Annotated in this window: 21 protein-coding genes; all 21 read left to right on the top strand. The window is 45.7% G+C overall.

Annotated features, from left to right (window positions below):
* Nucleotides 1-531: 531 nt before the first annotated feature.
* The 21 genes from P0108_RS04390 (at nucleotide 532) to P0108_RS04490 (ending at nucleotide 19,577) form a co-directional block, all read left to right on the top strand.
* A complete protein-coding gene (locus P0108_RS04390) occupies nucleotides 532-1,056 on the top strand; it encodes a hypothetical protein (RefSeq protein WP_012914320.1) in 525 nt (174 codons plus the stop codon).
* A complete protein-coding gene (locus P0108_RS04395) occupies nucleotides 1,046-2,176 on the top strand; it encodes a terminase (RefSeq protein ID WP_244261705.1) in 1,131 nt (376 codons plus the stop codon). Before P0108_RS04390 ends, P0108_RS04395 begins: the two co-directional genes overlap by 11 nt.
* Nucleotides 2,173-2,832: a terminase gene (locus P0108_RS04400; protein WP_041160517.1), complete on the top strand. Its 660-nt coding sequence runs from the start codon at nucleotides 2,173-2,175 to the stop codon at nucleotides 2,830-2,832. The genes P0108_RS04395 and P0108_RS04400 overlap by 4 nt, the downstream gene beginning before the upstream one ends.
* A complete protein-coding gene (locus P0108_RS04405) occupies nucleotides 2,829-4,205 on the top strand; it encodes a phage portal protein (RefSeq protein ID WP_421788789.1) in 1,377 nt (458 codons plus the stop codon). Before P0108_RS04400 ends, P0108_RS04405 begins: the two co-directional genes overlap by 4 nt.
* Nucleotides 4,195-5,340, top strand: coding sequence for a VG15 protein (locus tag P0108_RS04410; RefSeq protein WP_473730791.1), 1,146 nt, complete (start codon nucleotides 4,195-4,197; stop codon nucleotides 5,338-5,340). Before P0108_RS04405 ends, P0108_RS04410 begins: the two co-directional genes overlap by 11 nt.
* Before the next feature lie 26 nt (nucleotides 5,341-5,366).
* A complete protein-coding gene (locus P0108_RS04415; protein ID WP_421788791.1) occupies nucleotides 5,367-5,984 on the top strand; it encodes a hypothetical protein in 618 nt (205 codons plus the stop codon).
* A 17-nt stretch (nucleotides 5,985-6,001) separates the two neighbouring features.
* On the top strand, nucleotides 6,002-6,853 hold the full coding sequence (locus P0108_RS04420) for a phage major capsid protein (protein ID WP_473730792.1): 852 nt from the start codon (nucleotides 6,002-6,004) through the stop codon (nucleotides 6,851-6,853).
* Between the two features lie 2 nt (nucleotides 6,854-6,855).
* Nucleotides 6,856-7,434, top strand: a complete 579-nt coding sequence (locus P0108_RS04425; RefSeq protein ID WP_421788793.1) for a hypothetical protein — start codon at nucleotides 6,856-6,858, stop codon at nucleotides 7,432-7,434.
* Nucleotides 7,431-7,895, top strand: a complete 465-nt coding sequence (locus tag P0108_RS04430; RefSeq protein WP_473730793.1) for a DUF6093 family protein — start codon at nucleotides 7,431-7,433, stop codon at nucleotides 7,893-7,895. Before P0108_RS04425 ends, P0108_RS04430 begins: the two co-directional genes overlap by 4 nt.
* Nucleotides 7,882-8,253: a hypothetical protein gene (locus P0108_RS04435; protein ID WP_473730794.1), complete on the top strand. Its 372-nt coding sequence runs from the start codon at nucleotides 7,882-7,884 to the stop codon at nucleotides 8,251-8,253. Before P0108_RS04430 ends, P0108_RS04435 begins: the two co-directional genes overlap by 14 nt.
* Nucleotides 8,250-8,651, top strand: a complete 402-nt coding sequence (locus P0108_RS04440; protein WP_473730795.1) for a hypothetical protein — start codon at nucleotides 8,250-8,252, stop codon at nucleotides 8,649-8,651. Before P0108_RS04435 ends, P0108_RS04440 begins: the two co-directional genes overlap by 4 nt.
* 8 nt (nucleotides 8,652-8,659) lie before the next feature.
* Nucleotides 8,660-9,241 carry a phage tail tube protein gene (locus P0108_RS04445; RefSeq protein ID WP_473730796.1) on the top strand — a complete coding sequence of 194 codons (582 nt, stop codon included), beginning with the start codon at nucleotides 8,660-8,662 and terminating at the stop codon, nucleotides 9,239-9,241.
* A 145-nt stretch (nucleotides 9,242-9,386) separates the two neighbouring features.
* The gene (locus P0108_RS04450) at nucleotides 9,387-9,887 is read left to right on the top strand and encodes a hypothetical protein (protein WP_119522524.1); all 501 of its coding nucleotides are present in this window, start codon (nucleotides 9,387-9,389) and stop codon (nucleotides 9,885-9,887) included.
* 128 nt (nucleotides 9,888-10,015) lie between these two features.
* Nucleotides 10,016-10,252, top strand: coding sequence for a hypothetical protein (locus P0108_RS04455; RefSeq protein WP_049762331.1), 237 nt, complete (start codon nucleotides 10,016-10,018; stop codon nucleotides 10,250-10,252).
* Complete coding sequence (locus tag P0108_RS04460) at nucleotides 10,253-13,774, top strand: phage tail tape measure protein (RefSeq protein WP_416090873.1); 3,522 nt, start codon at nucleotides 10,253-10,255, stop codon at nucleotides 13,772-13,774.
* Nucleotides 13,775-13,777: 3 nt separating this feature from the next.
* Nucleotides 13,778-14,527, top strand: a complete 750-nt coding sequence (locus tag P0108_RS04465; protein WP_012914334.1) for a phage distal tail protein — start codon at nucleotides 13,778-13,780, stop codon at nucleotides 14,525-14,527.
* 3 nt (nucleotides 14,528-14,530) lie between these two features.
* The gene (locus P0108_RS04470; protein WP_041160520.1) at nucleotides 14,531-15,244 is read left to right on the top strand and encodes a phage tail spike protein; all 714 of its coding nucleotides are present in this window, start codon (nucleotides 14,531-14,533) and stop codon (nucleotides 15,242-15,244) included.
* Nucleotides 15,241-17,265 carry a hypothetical protein gene (locus tag P0108_RS04475; RefSeq protein WP_473730797.1) on the top strand — a complete coding sequence of 675 codons (2,025 nt, stop codon included), beginning with the start codon at nucleotides 15,241-15,243 and terminating at the stop codon, nucleotides 17,263-17,265. The genes P0108_RS04470 and P0108_RS04475 overlap by 4 nt, the downstream gene beginning before the upstream one ends.
* 12 nt (nucleotides 17,266-17,277) lie before the next feature.
* Entirely contained in the window at nucleotides 17,278-17,478 is a 201-nt protein-coding gene (locus tag P0108_RS04480; RefSeq protein ID WP_473730798.1) for a hypothetical protein, read from the top strand.
* A complete protein-coding gene (locus P0108_RS04485) occupies nucleotides 17,468-17,614 on the top strand; it encodes a hypothetical protein (protein WP_012914336.1) in 147 nt (48 codons plus the stop codon). Before P0108_RS04480 ends, P0108_RS04485 begins: the two co-directional genes overlap by 11 nt.
* Complete coding sequence (locus P0108_RS04490; RefSeq protein ID WP_473730799.1) at nucleotides 17,607-19,577, top strand: alanine-zipper protein; 1,971 nt, start codon at nucleotides 17,607-17,609, stop codon at nucleotides 19,575-19,577. Before P0108_RS04485 ends, P0108_RS04490 begins: the two co-directional genes overlap by 8 nt.
* The last annotated feature ends 9 nt before the right edge of the window (nucleotides 19,578-19,586 follow it).

The raw sequence follows: 19,586 nt of genomic DNA on the forward strand, positions 1-19,586 counted from the left end.
TCGCAAAGCAAGAGCCAAGCTCCTCGCACTTCATCCTTACTGTCAATGCGAAGGATGCAAAGCACACAAAGGATTATGCACACAAGAAGCCACAATCGCTGATCACTATCCTTTAGAGCGTTTCGAGCTTATCGCAGAAGGCAAAAATCCTAATTCTTTGCGCTACATGCGTGCATTGTGCAAAAGATGTCACGACATCAAAACCGCGCGCACAAGACCAGCAGGAGCCGTGCTACAGAAATACCAATAAACACCCCATAAGACATTGCAAACGTTTGCAAAAAACACCCCCCAAATACCCCAAAAATCGGTAGGGGATAGGGGTATTGGGTATCGATTTCCAAAAGCGCTGCCTAACTCTCTTTTTGTTGCGCCGGGTTCAAAAGATTTGGCAAGAATGGCTTATTTTCAACGTTTTCAGCATTTAAGAGAGTGTTACTTTAATAATTACCCCTACCTTTTCTCTAAAAATCCCGGGAGTGTCGCCATCCGGCAAAAATCGTTGGAAACGTTAGCATTTTTGGAGGTTTTATGAGTTCTGGACGTGGTGGAGCTAGAGTTCGCAGTGGTCCCGCGCCTGACCCACATTCGCGCAATAGTTTGCGAAAAGGAGTTAAAGCTCTAGTACTTTCCGCTGATGGTTTTGCTGGCGAAATCCCTAAATTCCCCTTGCCGCAGTTTCGTGTTGTTGATTCTGAAGGAGTTAGGGATACTAATGGAGAAAAGCGTTTTGCTAGTCGCGAGAAGACTGTTTGGAGACATTTGTGGAGTTTGCCACAAGCTGAAGCTTGGAGTATGCCTGAGTATTCTTACATGTTTTTTGAGATTGCTTTATATGCGCGTCAGCTTGTGATTTGTGAGCAGGCTGGCGCGAGTGCTGCTGACCGTGGCTTGTTGCCGCGTTTTGCTGATCGCATTGGTCTTAGTGAAGCTGCTATGGCTGGTTTTGGTTGGAGTATTCGCCGTGATTCCGTTGTTGATTCTGCTCGCGATTTGAGTGTGATTGATGGTGTTCGCGTGTTACCTCGTCGTATGCGTGGTGGTGATGATGCTTAGTTCTGATAATTGGCATGTTGATTTTCCTACTCTTGCTGATGTTATTGATGCGTGGATTCAAGCGCATTGCAAACAACCTGATGGCTTTAATCGCGGTAAGCCATTTGTGCTTGCTGACTGGCAGTTTTGGTTGGCAGCGAACCGTTGGCGTATTCGCGAGGATGCTAAATTCGTGCCGCCTGAAGAGGTCACGACTGATAATCCTATGGTTTTGAATCAAGCGTTTACGTATCGCCAAACATTGTGTGTTGCTCCTCAGAAGACTGGTAAAGGTCCATGCGCAGCGGCATTTGTTGCTGCTGAAGCTGTTGGCCCTACTGTTTTTAACGGTTGGGCGAAAAAGGGAGATGTTTACCGTTGCTCTGATTGGGGTTGTTCTTGTGGTTTTGAGTATGCGTACTTGCCGGGCGAACCTATGGGTAGACCTCAACCATCACCTCTTATTCAGTTGACTGCTAACAGTGAAGACCAGGTACTTAACATGTATCGTCCTTTGAAAGCTATGGTTTTGCTTGGCTCTTTGAAGGAACGTTTGCGTGTGCGTGAGGGTTTTATTCGTGTGCTTAATGGTGATAGTGATGTGAGTGATGCGGCTGACCTTGACCGTATTGATATTGTTACTTCTTCTGCTCGTAGTCGTTTGGGTAATCCTATTACTGACGCTGAACAGGATGAAGCTGGCTTATATACGTCTTCTAATGGCATGGTGCAGGTTGCTCAGACTCAGCGGCGCGGCGCGGCTGGTATGGGTGGGCGCACTCACGCGTGGACGAACGCTTATGACCCTACTGAGAATAGCTACGCTCAGCAGATTGTCGAGAGTGGTGACCCTGACGTTTTTGTGTTTTATCGTAATCCGGATTTGGCTCCTGAGTTGAGACGTGAAGATGGTTCTTTGATGTCTTTTTTGAAGCGTAGTGAACGCCGCAAAATCCTTGAATACGTATATAAGGGTTCGCCTTGGGTTGATTTGGACAGTATTGAAGCTGAAGCAGCTAGCTTGCTTAAGACTGACCCATCGCAAGCGGAACGCTTTTTTGGCAATCGTCTTGTTCAAGGTGCTGGAGCTTGGATTGAGGAAGCACAGTGGGCTGAAGCTTATGGGGGGTATCAAGATTGAGTAAAAAACATGAGTTATGGCTTGAGAACCCCCCAGCAGGCACTAGCGTGTGTGGTGGTTTTGATGGTTCTGAAAATGATGATTTTACGTGTTTTAAGCTCGAAACGTTGAGTGGTTTTATTTTCACACCTCGCTATGGGTATGATCAGCGTCCTACGATTTGGAATCCTAAAGAGTGGGGTGGGCGTATTCCTCGTGGTGAAGTTATTGCTGCTATGGATGAGCTTGCTCACAAGTATAAGTTTGTGCGTATTTATTGTGACCCGGGGTTTAAGGATGAGATGAGTTGGGAATCTCAAATTGATGCTTGGGCGCGCGCGTATGGTGAGCGTGTTTTTGTTCCGTGGGTTATGAACGGTAGTAATCGTATCACGGCTGTTTATAAGGCGTTGCGGCGGTTTGAGGAAGATTTAAGCACACACCGTATTACGCATGATGGTTGTCCTATTACTAACGCTCATATTGTGAACGCGCGGCGTATCCCTAAGACAGCTGAAAGATACGGTCTTGGTAAACCTCAGCAGGATAGAAAGATTGATGCTGCTGTTGCAACGATTCTTGCACATGAAGCAGCGTGTGACGCGCGCATGGATGGTTGGGGTGAAGAAAAGCCGAATCTTATTTATTCGCCGTCTAATATGAGGAGACTTAGATGACACTTAATATTGATGATGTAAATGTGCTTCTTCGTAGGTTGTTGATGCAGGTTATTGGTCGTCAAGCAGATATTACAAAGCATGTTGAGTATTTTCGCGGACGCCGCGGTAAACTGCCGTTTACTAGCCGTGAGTTTAAGAAGTATATGGAGAATCGTTTTAACTCGTTCTCTGATAACTGGTGCTCTACCGTGGCGCAAGCGCCGGTTGAGCGTATTCATTTTCAAGGGTTTATTACGCCTGATAGTAGTGTTGCTCCTGATTCTTTGCATCGCGTGTGGCAGGATTCTGATGCTGACCGTGGTCTTAGTGAAGCGGCACTTATGATGATGGTTGCGCGCCGCTCATATGGGTTGGTTACTCAAATGGCTGACGGTCATGCGCGTATTACTTTTGAGAATCCTGATTCTTGCGCTATGGAGTTTGACCCACGTACAGGCGCGCCTACTGTAGGCTTAACTCTTGGTGGCGAAGGCTCTGACACTGGCGTACTGTATTTTCCTGACTGGTATGTGCTTGTTCGTAAAAATGCTGATATGGCGTTTGGTTCTACTGGCGTGGAGGATTGGGCGATAGACGAGTCTACGATTCAGCCTAATCCGCTTGGTGTTGTTCCTATGGTTGAGTTTCGCAATCAGTGTATGTTGGATCGTTCTCCTATTTCTGATATTGAGCAGGTTGAAGCTATGCAGGATACTGTGAATGTTATTTGGGCTTATCTGCTTAATGCTCTTGATTATGCTTCTATGCCGGCGCGTGTGATTCTTGGTGGGGAACGCTTGCAGGAGGCTGTTTATGATACTGATGGCAATCTTGTTGGTAGTCGCCCGGCTGACCTTGAAAAGCAGATGATGGATAGGATTTATCAGATTACTGGCGAGAATGTGAAGATTGCGGAGTGGCAGCCGGCTAATTTGGACGCGTTTTTGCCGGTTATTAAGAAGGCTGTTGAGCATATTGCGGCTGAGACGCGCACGCCGTCACATTATTTGCTTACGTCTACTGAGGTGCCAGCGACTGGCTATGAGGTTGCTGAAGCAGGTTTAGTCAATAAAATTCTTGACCGTATTTCTTATTTGCGCGCTGGCGTGAAGCAGTTATGTTGGCTCGCAATGCTTACTGAAGGAGATAATGATACTGCTTTGCTTGTGCGTAATAGTACTGTGAAGTTTGCTAATCCTCAGTATCGCAGTGAAGCGCAAATGATGGACGGGCTTATTAAGATGCGCCAAGCTGGTTTCCCGTTTGAATACGTTGCTGAATATGCTGGTTTGAGTCCTCGTGATGTTGAGCGCGTACTTATGATGCGCGAGAAAGAGATGAGTGACCCTACCCTTGAGAAGATTGCAGGTCAGTTGAAGCATGGTGCGTAATCTTCAAGCAGTGGACACGTTCCATAGGCGTGTGGCTGCGCGTGAAGCTGCTGCAGTGCGCGCAGCACGTCACGCGTGGAAGCGTGTGGATAAGAATGATATTCGTGGCTCTTGGGCGCGCATTAAGCAGCCTTTAGTGAACGTGTTAAGCAATGTGCAGGAACAGGCTGTTGATGCTGGCTTGGATGCGAATGTTGACGTAATGGCGGAGATTGCCCAATATTCAACGCCTGAAGCTCTTGTAAATTCTCACGCGTTTTCGAAGTACAGTGCTAGTGGCGTGGCTTTAGACGAGTGGGTTGATCGTCCGGCTATACGCACTCTTGAACTCATTAAAGAGGGTGTCAATGCTGAGGAAGCATTAGAGCGCGTTGGTGGCTTGTTTAGTTCTAGTGTTGCCACGAATCTAGCTGACGTAATAAGGCAAGCTCAGCAAGCGGATATTACTACTCGCAGGCATATGGGGTTTATTCGTTGCTGCAATGCTGATGCGTGTAAATGGTGCATCATACTGAGTGGCAAAATATACCGTTATAACACTGGGTTTGAGCGTCATATGAATTGTCACTGCTATCACTTGCCAGTCAACTTGAATGATGTCGGTTCTGTCATGGATATTGCGCCTACCCCGATAGAAATGTTTAACAGGCTTAGCGAAGAAGAGCAGAATAAAAGATTCGGCATTCTTGGTGCTAAGAGTATTCGTGCTGGTGCTGATATTGGTCAGATTGTTAATAGCAAGCTTGATAAAACTAGTATCACTAGATCCAGTCGGTCTTATTTCGCATTACAACTTAAAGACAAAGGTTTTACTCTCCCCTCTGCTAAAGACAAGTCGCGCAAAGCATTTAGAAGACTAACCGTTGATGAATGTTGGGCATCTGGGAGTCGTAAAGAAGCCATACAGCGACTTAAGGATAACGGTTACATTCTCCCCCGCGATTTTAGGTATGAGCACAGGAAAAACATTGGCGGATTGTGGGAGTTAAACCCAGCTGTTAGACGTGCTGAGCAGATTTATCAAGAAGCTGTTAAGAGTGAAGATTTAGCGCGTATTGCGCAGGCTGAAAAAGGGTTGCGTGAAGCGTATGAAAAGATTTCCGATTCCATGTCAAACGGCATGGGTTATAGGTGACGAAAGGTCAAGGAAAGGAGAAAACCATGCCAGATGGTGAAAATAATAACGATAATAATTCTCAGCAAGATGAGGAGTTGAAGCAGAATCCTCAATTGCTTTCTCAAGAAGAAGCTAATGAGAAATACAGGGCACAACAGCATGTCAATCGTGACCTTGAGCGCAAACTTAAAGATGCGTTGAAGCAAAACGATAAGTACAAGGGCATGGAAGAGCAGTTAGCAAAACTGCAAGGTCGTGAAGCTGAGTATCAGAAGGCTGAAGAGCTTGCGAAACTTCAGCAACAAGCTATTGTAAACGCTAATCAGCGTGTTCTTAAGAGTGAAATTCGTGCCGCCGCTGCTAGTGTGCTAGAGAACCCGGCGGATGCAACACTTTTCCTTGACTTATCAAAATTCACTGTTTCCGATGATGGAGAAACCAACTCAGAGGAAATTAATAATGCTTTGGGCGCGCTTGTTAAAGAGCGTCCATATTTGGCGAAACGCCAACCAAACACTGGTGTCGTGAGTACGCCTCCTAGTGGCGCGCGTGCTCAGACTGTTCAGCAGCTTACGCGTGAGCAGCTTAAAGGCATGACACCAAGTGAGATTGTGAAAGCTGAAGCGGAAGGCAGGCTTGACAACATTCTAGAAGGCAAATAATTACTTAAGGAGAAGATATGGCTATTGATCATTTTGTCCCAGAAATATGGAGTGCTAAGATTCTTAACACTCTTAATAATTCTCTTGTGTTTGCAAACCTTGCAAACCATGATTACGAGGGGGAAATCCGCGCCTACGGCGACACCGTACATATCACTGGTGTTGGTGATATCCAGATTCAGGATTATAAAAAGTATGGCGAGTTGACGATTCAGCCTGTTACTGATGTTGACGCTGGTGTGCTTAAGATTGACCAATCTAAGGCGTTTGCTTTTGAAGTAGACGACTTGGATACTGTTCAGTCACGCAAAGATTTGCGAGGTAAGTTCCAGGAGCGTGCCGCCTATAATCTTGCAGCAGAGGTTGATAAGTATGTTGGCAGCCTTATGGTTACGGCGGCGGCTGGTAAGGCTTTGAAGAAGACTTATACAAAGCCTGAAGACGTGTATGAAAGCATTGTTTCCCTTGGTGCAAGACTGAGCAAGCAGAATATTCCAACCACTGGCAGGTTCCTTGTGGTTGACCCAGATGTTTATGGAATGCTGCTCTTGGATGACCGTTTCGTTAAGAATACTGCTGTTGAGTCTGCAACATTACACAATGGTTTCGTTGGTAATGTGAACGGTTTCACCGTGTATCAGACTAATCTTATGCCAGGCAATACTGATACGAAGCATACTATGCTTGCAGGTTCTACTATTGCTACTACTTTCGCGCAGCAAATCTCTAAGATTGATCCAGCGCGTAGAGAGAAAGGCTTTAGTGACATTGTTAAAGGCTTGCTTGTATACGGTTCTAAGGTGATTCGTCCTGAAGCTTTGGCAACATGCGAACTCACTACAACTGGCTCCGTTTCTAGGACTGCCTGATTATGAGTTTGGCGACAGTTGACGATTGCCGCCGTTTCAAAGTGCAGGTTGACGGGCGAGAAGCCGAAGCTGAAGCACTATTAGAGGTTGCCAGTAGCAGTATTACAGCCGCTGCTGGCTCTCCTATTGTGCGCGGCACTCACACGGTTATATTGCCGGGTGTTGACCGCAAACGCCTACCATTACCGTTCCGTCCGGTTGTTCAAGTTGAATCAGTTCTCATTGATGGCGCGCTTGACACTAATTGGAAGCTTATTGGGGATTCCTTATACCGTGACAATGATTGGGCATCCCCTAATGAGCCAACTAGCGTACAAGTAACATTCACAGCTGGCTTTACGAACATTCCAGAGGATATTAAACGCCTTTGTTGTTCCATGGTTGCAGCAGGCTTAGCTCAAACTGAGAACGGCGGTTTGCAAACACACACAGGCGTAGCGTATGAGCGCATTGACGACTATCAGATTGGTTACACGCAAGGTGAAAACGCTCTAATAGACGCAATGCAACTACCTGAAGCAACATGCAAAATGTTGCGCTCGCGGTTTGGTTCTCCTGGTTTGGCGGTGAGGATTATATGAGTGTTCTTGGTGTTGTTAAGCGTGCTCAACAGGCGGCTGAACGGCTCATGTTTGATACTGTGCTGGTGAAACGGGTAACAGGCTATGTTTTAGATGAGCAAACTGCTTTGCAGAAGCCATCGTATATGAAAGTGTATGAGGGCAAGTGTAAGTTGCAGGCTTACGATTCTAATGGTGCGAATAGTGCTAATAGTGCGAACGGCGTGAGGTTGAGCGATAAGGTGAATTATGGTTCTCCTATGCTTTCTTCTACGCAGGGTATTCACTTTCCTATGAGTGTGTCCGGGCTTGCTCCAGGTGACATTGTGGAAGTTAAGCATAGTGTTAATAAGGCTCTTGAGAATCGCGTGTTTAAGCTGGCTTTGAATACTAGTGCTAAAACGTTTACTTCGGCGCAACGCTGGGTATTGAACGCGAATCTTGAGACTGTAGAGGCGGTGGAGAATAATGTTTCGTCTTGAATCTTCTGAGCTTTCACGGTTCGCAGGTGCTTTGCATACGGCTTTTCGTGTGAAAGATGAGCAGGTTGAAAAAATTGTTGCTCACGCAGCACTCAATGTGAAGAAAGCTGTTAAAGCTGATTTAGCAAAATCAGACTACTGGTATTTTCGCGAAACGCCTATCACGTATGAGATTGAGAAAAAGTTTCATGAAGTTACAGCTACTGTAGCACCATTAAAAGGTAGTCCGGGTAGTGTTATTAACTTCGCTTTTTTTGGCTCTGAGCATGGTGGTGGCACACACAAATTCTACGAGTATGCTCAACCTGAGTTTGACACGATGATTGAAGAAATGAGAAAGGTTGGTGTTGAAATATGACAACTTTTCTTGAAGCTCGAAAAGAGGTTTTAAGCATCATAAAACTACCCGACGGGTGGAAACGTTACGAGGACGGGCAAGCACCGTTGTCGAAAACCACTCTCCCACCGTGGGTAATTTTTACCGTCAAACCACAAAACAGATCCCACTGTGAAGCCGGCGAAACGCGACTACGGTACGCGCTTATAGAAGCACGCATTGTAAACGCTTCACAGTTGAGCGTTGATTTGCTTGCAGAAAAACTCATAGACATGGTTGAAGCTGCAAAACTACAAAACATTGAAGGCATGAGCATCTACAGGGATTCTGGCTCATACCCGGGTGATATGAAGAATCTCAGTCAGAATATGAATTATGTTGTGCGAGTCGTCGAATGGCGGTTCGCATTTAATATTTAGGAGACATTATGACAGTTGAAATTGCTAAAGTTCCAACACATCTTGCTGCCGGCTTACACCGCACTATTTGGGTTCCGGCTGTTAATGGTATTGCTGATATTCATAAGCCTACTGTGGCTGAATTGGAGAAGTCTGGCAATATTGATTTGAGTATTTACTTGGGTTCTCATGATGCGTTTAGTCTTGACCATTCGCAGGAAACTTTTAACGATGAGCGTGAAGCTTATGCTGTAGCTGGCAAGATTAACGGCATGGAAAAGTATGAGAACGGCAAGCTGCATGTTATTGATAACACTAACACTAAGGATGCTGAGAAGTACAACGAAGCTATTAAAACGCTCACTAAGGGTGCTCGTGGTTTCTTTGTGCGCAGGCGTGGTAAGAAAGCGTCTGAGGAGTTCGTGGCAGGTGATGTTGTTAGCGTGTTCCCGGCAACTATTGGTTTGAAAACTGCGTTTAAGGATAATCGACAAATGAGTTTGATTAACTTTGCTGCTGACCCATCTTCTTCTGATGAGGAAAGTGTTGTTGTGGATTCTGCTAGTGCTGTGTCTACATCTTCTACTGTAGTGTCGAACTCAGCACAGTAGTAATAATTCTTTCTTGCCGGTTTTTGTGGTGGATTGGCAAGAAGTATAGGGGAAGCGCGTGCGAGTTTTTGTTCCTTTCCTCGCACGCGCCTTTACTTTCTAACACCACAACATACCCCACCCCCCTATTAATTGGAGTTTTATTATGCCTATTAAATACATTCAACCACAATTAACTGTTGATATCGTAACTGACCTTGTATCATTGCAAAAAACGCTCATGCTTACTCAAGAGCTTGTACTTATGCAGCAGGACGAAACAAACGCTATTCGCGATGGACGCTCAGCTGACGAAGTACTGGAAGAAATACATAAGACAAAAGAACTCGCAGACCGTAGCGTTATTACTATCACTTTACAGGGCTTAAACCACTCTAAGTGGAGTGAATACGTTATTAAAAACACAGAAAACAAAGAGGACGAAGATACTCCAACAATCAACGTTAAACAGGCTGCGCTTGAAGCGTTCCCGGCAATGATTGTTAAAGCGCAATACAAACTGAGTAAACGCAGTGTGAGTAACGATGATGTGAAAGAGTTATTGCCAAAGCTTGCTGACTCGCAGATTACAGACATTGTTACAACTATTCAAAATCTTAACGAACCAACAACCGCATTCCCAAAAGAATTAACGCAGCTTATTTAGAATATTTCCCTAGTCTCGTAGCGCAATTAAAAACTGCACGTAGGCTAGGGATTTCTTATAAGCGATTCTGCGGATGGCAGCCAACTGATGACGACCCTATCGAGTGGGATGAAACAGAACGCGCATGGATGCTCGCACTGGATGAGTATGAGAACACAGTTCTTTGCCCACTGTGCGGAATGCCGTCTAAGTTCTGCCATGATTATTTGAAAGTAAATGACACGTTTGAGCGCGCAAAAATCGAAACATGTTTCGTAAGTGCTATGCGTGAGCAGGCGATGGAAAAGTATTTGAAAGATGACCGTCCGGGCACTACGCGCTCGCAAACTACGAAGCTAGTGCCGTTTGGAGTTGAGGAGGAGTAAATGGCGCAAAACGAGAATATTACTATTCGCATGACCGCGGATATTGCTGACTACTCGGCAAAACTCCAAACGGCAGCACACTTGACTGGAAAGTTTGACAGTTTTGTAAAGAGTGCTGGTACTACTGGGGAAAAGACCGGTCGCATAATGAGGGCACTTGCTATTGGTGCTGGTGCAGTTGCTGTTGCTATTGGTGTTGATGCTACGCGTCGCTTTGCCGAGTTTGACCAAGCTATGGCGGCTGTTAGGGCTAACGTCACTGAGAATGTTGGAGAGTTAAAGAAGCTTGAGACAGCAGCGTTGGATGCTGGGCGTAGTGGCATGTTTTCTGCAACTAAAGCTGCTAATGCTATCAATGAGCTTGGTAAAGCCGGTGTGAGCGTTAAGGATATTATTGGCGGCGGTTTGAAGGGTGCTCTTGATTTGGCAGCTGCTGGTGAGATGAACGCTGCTGATGCTGCTGAATTGACGGCTTCTGCATTGAATCAGTTCGGGCTTGCTGGTTCTAAAGCGTCTCATGTTGCAGATTTGCTTGCAGCTGGTGCAAACATGGCACAGGGTGGTGTGCAAGATATGGGCGAGGCATTGAAGAACGTTGGTGTTAACGCTCACATTCTCGGAATGAGCGTTGAGGAAACTGTTGGCGCTCTAACACTGTTTGCATCTAAAGGTTTGGTTGGTTCTGACGCTGGTACAAAGTTTAATGCTATGCTTCAGAATCTTGTTGCACCGTCTATTCGAGCGCAGGGTACTATTAAGAAGCTTGGATTGCAGATTTATGATTCTCAAGGCAGATTTGTTGGCTTAGCGAGTGTTGCTCAACAGTTGCATGATAAGCTTGGGCATTTAACTCAGGCGCAACGAAATGCTGCTCTTGGACGTATTTTCTCTAACGCAGCATTGACAACCGCTAACACTTTGTATGAGCAGGGCGCAAAGGGTGTTGAAAAGTATACGAAGATGATTAACCAACAGGGGTTCGCGTCAAAAGTTGCTAACACTCAGATGGATAATCTCAAAGGTCAGCTCACTCGCCTTGGCAATGCGTGGGATACCATGCTTATTAAAATCGGCAGCGGCGGCAAAGGTATTATAAGCGGCATGATTGGGGCTGTTACCGGGCTTGTTAACGCATTCGCAGCCTTACCTCCTGAAGTTCAGCAAGCCGTCATTGCAATAACCGCGCTAGTCGGTATTGGTGCTGGACTGTATGACATGTATCGTAAAAGTTCTAGATATGGTGGCGTTGTTGCTAAGAGTTTTGACTTTATAGGCAGTAAAGCAAAGCGGCTATTTACGCTGTTGAAGAGCACAAAACTTGGTGCAGGACTTGAATCAGCCTTTAGGAGCTTAAGCAGTACTGCAACTGATACTTTTTCAAGTATTGGGTACAAGATTGCTGGGGCTAGTTCTGGGTTGAGTGTTTTTAAGGCTGGCGTTCTCGGATTAACTGCTGTCACAACAGGAGTTCTTGTTGCTGCATTAGCGGCAGCAGCGATTGGTTTTGTGATGTGGCAAGCTAAAGCTGATGCTGCCAAAAAGCAGACTGATGCACTAAAAGATACTGTGCGTAATAGTGGTGACGTATATCGTAAGCTTGCTGATGAATTAAAAAACGGCAATGATGGAGTCAGCTGGTTTACAAAAGGCACTCAGAATTTTACTGACGCTCTTAAAACTTGCGGCGTAAGCATGGACACGTTTGTTAGCGCAGTCAAAGGCAGCAAAACCGCTGTCACGTCTTTCAATAAAGCCTTAGATAAGACTTGGAAAAACTCTACTCCAGACAGGTTCGGCGGAATCACAAAACAATCTGTCAACATTCTTAAGGAAGCGTTTGATCAAGCAAAAAAGAGCGTTAAAGACGCACAAAACGCGATGAAAGAGGAACAAGCGCAGCAGAAAGCAAATGCGCTAGCTTCTTCGCAGCACGCGGACGCGCTCATGAAGGGCGCGGAAGCCGCAGCCAAAAACAGTGGTGAAATATTAAAAGTCGCTAAAGTAGAAGACATTCTTATAGCAAAATTCGGTGCTAGTAAAAACGCTATCAACGCTCAAGCAGAAGCCATCAACAATAATGTTGAAGCAATGCAAAAATACTACGGTTTCGCAATGGACGCTGACCAAGCACTCACAAACTTGGATAAAACAATACGCGAAAGTAGTAAAAGCGTTGCAGAAGCCGGTAAACATTGGATGGATAACACTGATGCTGCCGATAAAAACATGAGCGCGCTCACAAGCCTTGCTAAGCAAACATTCGAAACCGCTGAAGCGATGGCTAAAAACGGTGAAAGCGTTGAAAATGTAACCAAAGCATTCGACAAAGGCAGTGCCGCGTTCGTTGACCTTGCTCAAAAAACAGGCATGAGCAAGGATAGAGCAATTGCGCTCGCAAAAGCTTGGGGTATTAGTCATGATGCGCTCATGAAGCTGATTGGGGCTGCGAAACAGTCTAATGTTGAAGCAAAAGTTACCGCAAAAGACAACTTTAGTGAAGTGTTTAAAAAACAGAATCTATCTGTAAAAAACCTTAAAGGCGGTAAGTTTGAGATTACTGGCAACAACAAGAAGGCTCTTGATGCTATTGCTAAAGTATCAAAAGCAAAGCTTGACCCTAAAAAGCTGACTCTTACTCTTGATAAGAAACAGCTTCAGACCGCTCTTGATGCGGTTAAAAAAATGAAGCCGGTTGAAGTTAAGGCAAAAGTTAAAGCTGACACTAAGCAGGCTAAAAAAGCTATTGCGGATGTTAGTAAGGCTAAAGTGCCGGACAAGACTGTCAAACTCAAAGGTGATAAGCGTAATCTTGACTCGACTATGTCTAAAGCTAAAGCAGCTAAAGTGCCGGACAAGACTGTCAAACTCAAAGGTGATAAGCGTAATCTTGACTCGACTATGTCTAAAGCTAAAGCAGCTAAAGTGCCGGACAAGACTGTCAAACTCAAAGGTAATAAAACTGATTTCCAAAACAAGTTTAACAGCGCACAAAGCGCACGGTTAAGAGATAAAACTGTGTATTTTAGAGCGAACGCCAATGAGGTTTGGAGTGCTATAAATGCGATTAATAACGCTAGCGTACACGTCAATGCTCGAGTTCATCGCGCGAATGGTGGTGTCGTGTATGGTGCTGGTACTGGTACATCAGATAGTATTCCAGCGATGCTTTCTAACGGTGAGTACGTTATGACAGCCGCCGCGGTTCAGCGCATTGGCGTGAACATGCTTGACCGTTTAAACTACGGGAACTCTATTGCAGGATCTGAGAAACCAGCATCTAATACTGGTGGGGATATGCTCGTGAACGCTGTGAATGGGTTACGAAACGATATGCGCGCGTTAAACGACAGGCTGGTCGCGTCAGGGTGTGTGGCTAATTCTAACGTTGCTGAAGCAATGCGCAGCGTTTTTGACGATGGAGTAAAACTCAAGCTTGATGCTAACGGTCGTGAAGTAATGGCTGGGCTGCTTGCTACGCCTATGAGCCGAGAACTTTCTCACATGATAGATTTAGGAAGGTGAAAAATGAGTTTTGAAGGCGCAGTTAGAATTAACGGCTCCCCTATTGAAGAACTAGGCTTTTCAGTATGTTATCCGGGCATGCGTGTAAGCGCGCCTGAGCCTATAGTTAAATTTCAGCGCGTACCCGGCAGCAGTATTGCCGTGGACACGACGCTTCGCGACGAGGATGGTAACGCTCCGTTAAAAGAGCGTACTGTTACGCTAACAATGTGCACTATTGGGCATGTTGAAGATATTGCACGTATGCAAGCTAATCTTGCAGCGTTAACCGGAAGTCTTATGACTGTTCAGTGTGGGAGTTCTCCAACTTGGCGAGGGTATGCGACTTTTAAAAACTGGCAGCCAGTGTTCGCATTCGGCAATACGGCAAAGTATAAGTGTGATCTAGTTTTAACGGCTGAGCCGTTCGCGTACGGAGTTCCAACGACTGTGAGTGTTAGTGGTGATGTTCACATTGCTGTTGATGGTGACCGTCCTTGTTTCCCTCATTTTAAGCTCAAAGCAGCTAGTGACGAGGTTATTATTAACTGTTCTAGCTCGTCAAAACTTCTAACGTTTGAGGGGCTTTCTGACGGTGCAACACTAGAGATTGAGTCAACTCCGCAAGCACGAGTTGCAAGAATGAATGGGACTATTGTTGTTCCGACTTTGCAAAGTGACTTTTTCCCCCTCATACCGGGGATTGTGGATTTAAGTGTTACTGGTGCTAGTGGCGTGATGAGTTTCACGCCACTTTTTGTTTATGGAGTGTGATGTATGGAATTTTTCTGCAGCAAGTGTGACGGTACGCTGGTTGGTGTTCTTAATGGTGTAACTATGGCAAAACGGTGTCGTAGTGTTGACGGTTCTGACACTCTTGACATTACTTGCTCTAATTGTCCTGTTACAAAAGGTGACAGGATTGTTTTTACTGACGGTCAAGGCATTGGAGCTGAGTATTTAGTGCAGTCTGTGCAAGCTATTAGGGGTGAAGAACAGCCTACTATTACAATTCAATGCGCGAACAGTATTGCTGAACTTAACAGTGTTTATGTTGAGGATTTGCGTGGAACTGCGGCAACTGCTGAAGGTCGTTTTAAAGATTTATTAGCTGGCACACGGTGGGATGTTAAATATGTTGAAAATGGTGCGACTGAAACCGCTCAGGGGAACTACGCGTTTTATCACACTAATGTTCTTAAAGCATTACAAGCTACTTGTAAGACTTTTAACCTTGAGTTGTATACGAGTGTAGAGCTTGATGGAAATCATGTTGTTTCACGTAGCATTAATGCTGTTGAGCATCGTGGCGGTAAAACACCGGTGAAACGTTTTGAGTATTCGCGCGATTTGAAAAGCATTAAACGCACTATTAATTCTGCGAATGTTATTACACGCTTGTACGTGTGGGGCAAGAGTGTTAGTCAGGTGGAACAGAAAACAGAGAATAGTAAAACAGGTTTTGAGGACAATGAGGGGGTTGAATTATGAGTGGGTTTGATAATTGGAATCCGAATTACGTTCCTTATACTCCTCCAGCACAAGGTGGCGGCAGGAAAGCTAATGGTAGTGGTAAGAATTTTGATGCCGCTAAACGCAGGTCGGCACGGAAAGCACTGATAGCTCAGAATAAGGCTGAGCGTGCAGCACGTAAAGCTGAGAGACAACGGCGCGCTGCAGAACGTAAGGCTGCAGCAATTGTACGACGGCAGCAGGCTGCTATCAGGCGCGCTGAAAGGAAGCGCATATCAGAGCAGAAACGTTTAGAACGTTTACAAAACGCACAAATACGTAAACAAAGGGTTGAGGAGCAGCGGGAAGCTCGGCAGCAAAAACATCAGCTTGTTTTAGAACATAAGATTGAGCGCGAAAAAGCTCATCGCCTTGAGCAGGAGCGCCGCGCCGCATGTAAAGCGTTATCAGAGTTGCGTAAAAAAACTATGGGTGGCGGCGATACTCAATCTCGTGTGAGTATTGTTGATGTTAATAATGATTTACCATACGTTGAAGATGTTGCAGCTACTCGGCTATGGGGAGTTCCTGACGGGCTTGGAGGTATGCTGTCTCTTGATGGTGAAGTTATTTTTGATGATATTTCTGACGCTAACTTGTTATTTAAAAAAGGCAAAGAATGTTTAGATAAGCTGTCAAAACCTCAATTAACTTATGAAGCAGATGTGGTTTCGCTTGGTAAAATTGGGTTTAGTTCTGATGCTGTTGGCGTTGGTGACACAGTGCAAATTGTTGATGCTACGTTCACTCCTCCTATTCGTGTTGAAGGGCGCGTGCTGAAAATTGAGGAAGACTTACTCGATTCGGTTGATGCAACTCGTATTACGCTTGGTAATATTCACGAGTCTTACACACAAAAAAGACGCGCTCAGGAGCAGAAGCTTGATGCGCTTATCGCTCAGTCTAGTGAGTGGAATGCGGTTGCTGAGGGCAACGGCTTATATGTTCGTGATCTTATTGGGCGTTTGAATGAGGTTCTTAATGCTCGTGGCGGTTATACGTATTTTACTCCGGATGAGGGTATTTTTGTTTATGATAAGGGTGAGGATGCTCATCCTACTAACGCTATTCAGATTGGTGGCGGTTTTTGGCGTATAGCGGATTCTTTGAAACCTAATGGCGATTGGGATTGGAAGACTGTTTGTGATGGTCATGGACTGTTTGCTAATCGTATTTACACTGGTATTTTGAGCGATGCAGTTGGTAAGAATTTTTGGAATCTTGACACTGGCGAGTTTTCGTTGCAAGCGTCGGTGAAGATTGGTGGCAAGACGGTTCAGCAGATTGTTGATGATAGTGCTGATGGTGTGATTTCGAAGATGAACGAGTCACTAACCCAGGAAGCTATTTTCAACAAACTCACGAATGGCGGGCAAACGCAGGGTATTTATTTGAGCGGTGGTCAAGTCTATTTGAACGCGTCTTACTTGAAAACTGGCTCGCTCAACGCGGGTTTGATTAAAGCTGGGCGCATTCAGGATTATGCGAATTCGAACTGGTGGGATTTGACAACGTCTACTATTCACATATCTCGTGGTGAGATTGGTGGCATGACGATTGCCAATAATAAGATTCACAATCGCACGCTATCTTTAGAAGAAAATGGCATGCATTTCACTTCAGGCAATAACAAGTATGGTCGAATTGGCATTATCGATTACACAGATTCGCGGCATAAAGTGCTTTTCCTTGGGTCGCGAAGCGATGACTGTTTGATTGGTTTTGGCATACAGTCTAATGGAGCCGGCGCATACAAAGCAGCTTTAACTTACTCACCAACGTCTTTCGGCACCTTGGAACAAGGGCTTAACTTCAGCGCGGATTGTAGTTTTGCGCATCATAAGGTTAGTAAAGCCGGGCTTGCTAGTGACTGTGTTTATGAGGATGGCGCGAATATGGATAGTCGAACTTTTTATTTGCCTACTAGCATGGACAAAGACGGTACAGCTAGAGAATGGGTACCGGTTACTTTTGGCTTTAGAAATGGCTTCGTCATTTAGAAAGGAGGTTGAGTGGTGGATATAAAAATTGTTCCTTCAGAGCCGGCTCCAGTGTTAGCGACACGAACTATTAAGACGGAGACGCATTATGCTATAGCATCTACGGACGAGAGTCCTTGGCAAAAAGAAATGAATTTGAAGCTTGATGTGATTATGAGCGCGTTGGGCGTTGGATTAAATGATAAAGAGAAAGGTAAGTCTGATGAATCCTGAAGTGAAACAAACTATTACGAATTTGCAGTTGATGATTGCGAATTTGAGTTTGGATAATGCGCGCTTACAGGCGCGCGTTTCTATTTTAGAGACTCAAGTTAAAGAAGTGAAAGCTGAGGAGACTGATCATGAGTGATTTTCAGAATGCTACGTGGAGCGTGATCCAATTGGATTATGCGAACGCGTTTATTCCTGACGTTCGTTTGAACGGTGGCGACGAGAATGGGCGTATTATCCGCGTGCAACTTCTTGATAATGGTGTGCCAGTTGACGATTCGACTGTTGAAGTGTTCTTGTGTTGGAATCGTCAGCCGGGTGTTCTTATTGGTGACCGCGTGAAAATGGAAGCGAAGGATTCTGATGATGGTCGCATTTGGCAGGTAGCTGTTCCGGTTGCGGCTTGTCGTATGCCGGGCACGGTGACGCTTGGTTTTGAAGTAAAGCGTGATAAGACGATCGTGTGCTCTCGTAGCTTTACTGCGACGGTTGAGCAGCCGGTGTTTGATGCCGGCTCTGCTGAGGGTAAGTCGTACCGGCAAGAGCTTGAGGACGCGGCACAGGCAGCGAATGATGCCGCTAGTAAAGTCAACGCTTTAACCGACAACGTTTCACACTTAATTGAGCAGAATGAAACAACGTCACGGAATGCTCAAAATGCTACTGATGCCGCTAATAATGCGGCTAGCGCGGCACAACAGGCGGCACAACAAGCAAAGGACGCGGCAAGTGAAGCATCACAAGCTGCTCAAAACACTCAAAACGTGATTAGTCACGCTACTGAAGTTGCCCAACAGTGTGACGCTAGTAAACAGACTGCTGACCAAGCAGCAAAGCGCGCTGATGATGCTGTGAATGGGTTGAAGCAAACTGTGCAGAATGCTGCTGCTGATGCGGCTAGTAAAGTGCAGCAGGCTGTTGAGCGCGCTAACAGTGCGACTCAAGCCGTGGACGCGGTTCGTGAGAAAACAGAAGCCGCAAACAAGCAAACTGAAACCGATTTAGCAGCATTAAGAGAAGAGGTTGTTAAAGCTCAGCGCGCTGGCTTTACCGCGTCATCTAGCGCGCAAAAGTGTGATGAAGCAGCACAAGCTTATAGGAACGTGTCCGGTGAGGTAGCTCAAGCTAAACAGACTAGCGAACAGGCGGTTGAAGCAGCAAACAATGCGCTTCACACGGCTCAGGAGTCTGCTACGGCTGTGGCTCAAGCTCAGAGCGTTCTTGACCAGGTGAAAGAGGTTAGCGAGACTGCTAAGCGAGTAGTTAGTGCGGTTGAGGAGTTGAAGCAGACGAATAATGCGGCATTGGAAGCTACTCGTACGGCTAACGCTCAAGCGTCTGCAGCCGCTGATGCGGCTAGTAAGGCGAATAATGCTACTAGCGCAGCCAACAGTGCGACACAGGCGGCGAATGATGCCACGAGTAAGGCTACGCAGGCTTTGCAAGAGTCTGAAACACGTTTGAAAACTGTCGAACAGACGGCTCAAGATGCTAAAAGCGTGGCTGGTACGGCGAATAGTACGGCTGAAGCGGCGCGCTCTACAGCTGAGCAGGCTCAGAGCAAAGCTAACGACGCGGCGGGATCAGCTCAACGCGCTCAAAACACAGCTAACAGTGCTATTGAAGCTACTGATAACAATAAAAATCGCATTGACTCTATGGAGTCGGAGGTTAGTTCGTTAAAAAACTCTTGTAGCGCAGCACAGAGTAAGGCGAATGATGCGGCTCAGACTGCTAGTAAAGCACAGTCGGTAGCGGATAGTGCTAATAGTGCGGCGCAAGCAGCTGCTAGTAAAGCTGATAGCGCACAACAAGCAGTAAACAACATTCGCACACCAATAGTAAAACCCCAATCATTGACCGGTTACACGAATCCAAGTTCTTGGGATTGGACTCTAACAGATTTAAAAGAATTACCACATGGGGGGCATATTCTCATCTACCCACAAGCTGATGGTATTAAAGAGTATATGAGACAGCAGCCAGAGTTCGAGATTGAAGAACAGAATGGTGTGCGAACAGGAAAAATAACTATAACAACTCACCAGAAGAATGATAACGGTTCTGCTCTAAAGCTTGTTTTTGTTTGGTTTGCGGACTAGGAGACTGGG

Source organism: Gardnerella sp. c10Ua_244 (assembly GCF_055818055.1).

Coding starts and splice junctions, on each gene's coding strand:
- P0108_RS04390 (WP_012914320.1), top strand. CDS start 532: ATGAGTTCTGGACGTGGTGGAGCTAGAGTTCGCAGTGGTCCCGCGCCT.
- P0108_RS04395 (WP_244261705.1), top strand. CDS start 1,046: ATGATGCTTAGTTCTGATAATTGGCATGTTGATTTTCCTACTCTTGCT.
- P0108_RS04405 (WP_421788789.1), top strand. CDS start 2,829: ATGACACTTAATATTGATGATGTAAATGTGCTTCTTCGTAGGTTGTTG.
- P0108_RS04410 (WP_473730791.1), top strand. CDS start 4,195: ATGGTGCGTAATCTTCAAGCAGTGGACACGTTCCATAGGCGTGTGGCT.
- P0108_RS04415 (WP_421788791.1), top strand. CDS start 5,367: ATGCCAGATGGTGAAAATAATAACGATAATAATTCTCAGCAAGATGAG.
- P0108_RS04420 (WP_473730792.1), top strand. CDS start 6,002: ATGGCTATTGATCATTTTGTCCCAGAAATATGGAGTGCTAAGATTCTT.
- P0108_RS04425 (WP_421788793.1), top strand. CDS start 6,856: ATGAGTTTGGCGACAGTTGACGATTGCCGCCGTTTCAAAGTGCAGGTT.
- P0108_RS04430 (WP_473730793.1), top strand. CDS start 7,431: ATGAGTGTTCTTGGTGTTGTTAAGCGTGCTCAACAGGCGGCTGAACGG.
- P0108_RS04435 (WP_473730794.1), top strand. CDS start 7,882: ATGTTTCGTCTTGAATCTTCTGAGCTTTCACGGTTCGCAGGTGCTTTG.
- P0108_RS04440 (WP_473730795.1), top strand. CDS start 8,250: ATGACAACTTTTCTTGAAGCTCGAAAAGAGGTTTTAAGCATCATAAAA.
- P0108_RS04445 (WP_473730796.1), top strand. CDS start 8,660: ATGACAGTTGAAATTGCTAAAGTTCCAACACATCTTGCTGCCGGCTTA.
- P0108_RS04450 (WP_119522524.1), top strand. CDS start 9,387: ATGCCTATTAAATACATTCAACCACAATTAACTGTTGATATCGTAACT.
- P0108_RS04455 (WP_049762331.1), top strand. CDS start 10,016: ATGCTCGCACTGGATGAGTATGAGAACACAGTTCTTTGCCCACTGTGC.
- P0108_RS04460 (WP_416090873.1), top strand. CDS start 10,253: ATGGCGCAAAACGAGAATATTACTATTCGCATGACCGCGGATATTGCT.
- P0108_RS04465 (WP_012914334.1), top strand. CDS start 13,778: ATGAGTTTTGAAGGCGCAGTTAGAATTAACGGCTCCCCTATTGAAGAA.
- P0108_RS04470 (WP_041160520.1), top strand. CDS start 14,531: ATGGAATTTTTCTGCAGCAAGTGTGACGGTACGCTGGTTGGTGTTCTT.
- P0108_RS04475 (WP_473730797.1), top strand. CDS start 15,241: ATGAGTGGGTTTGATAATTGGAATCCGAATTACGTTCCTTATACTCCT.
- P0108_RS04485 (WP_012914336.1), top strand. CDS start 17,468: ATGAATCCTGAAGTGAAACAAACTATTACGAATTTGCAGTTGATGATT.
- P0108_RS04490 (WP_473730799.1), top strand. CDS start 17,607: ATGAGTGATTTTCAGAATGCTACGTGGAGCGTGATCCAATTGGATTAT.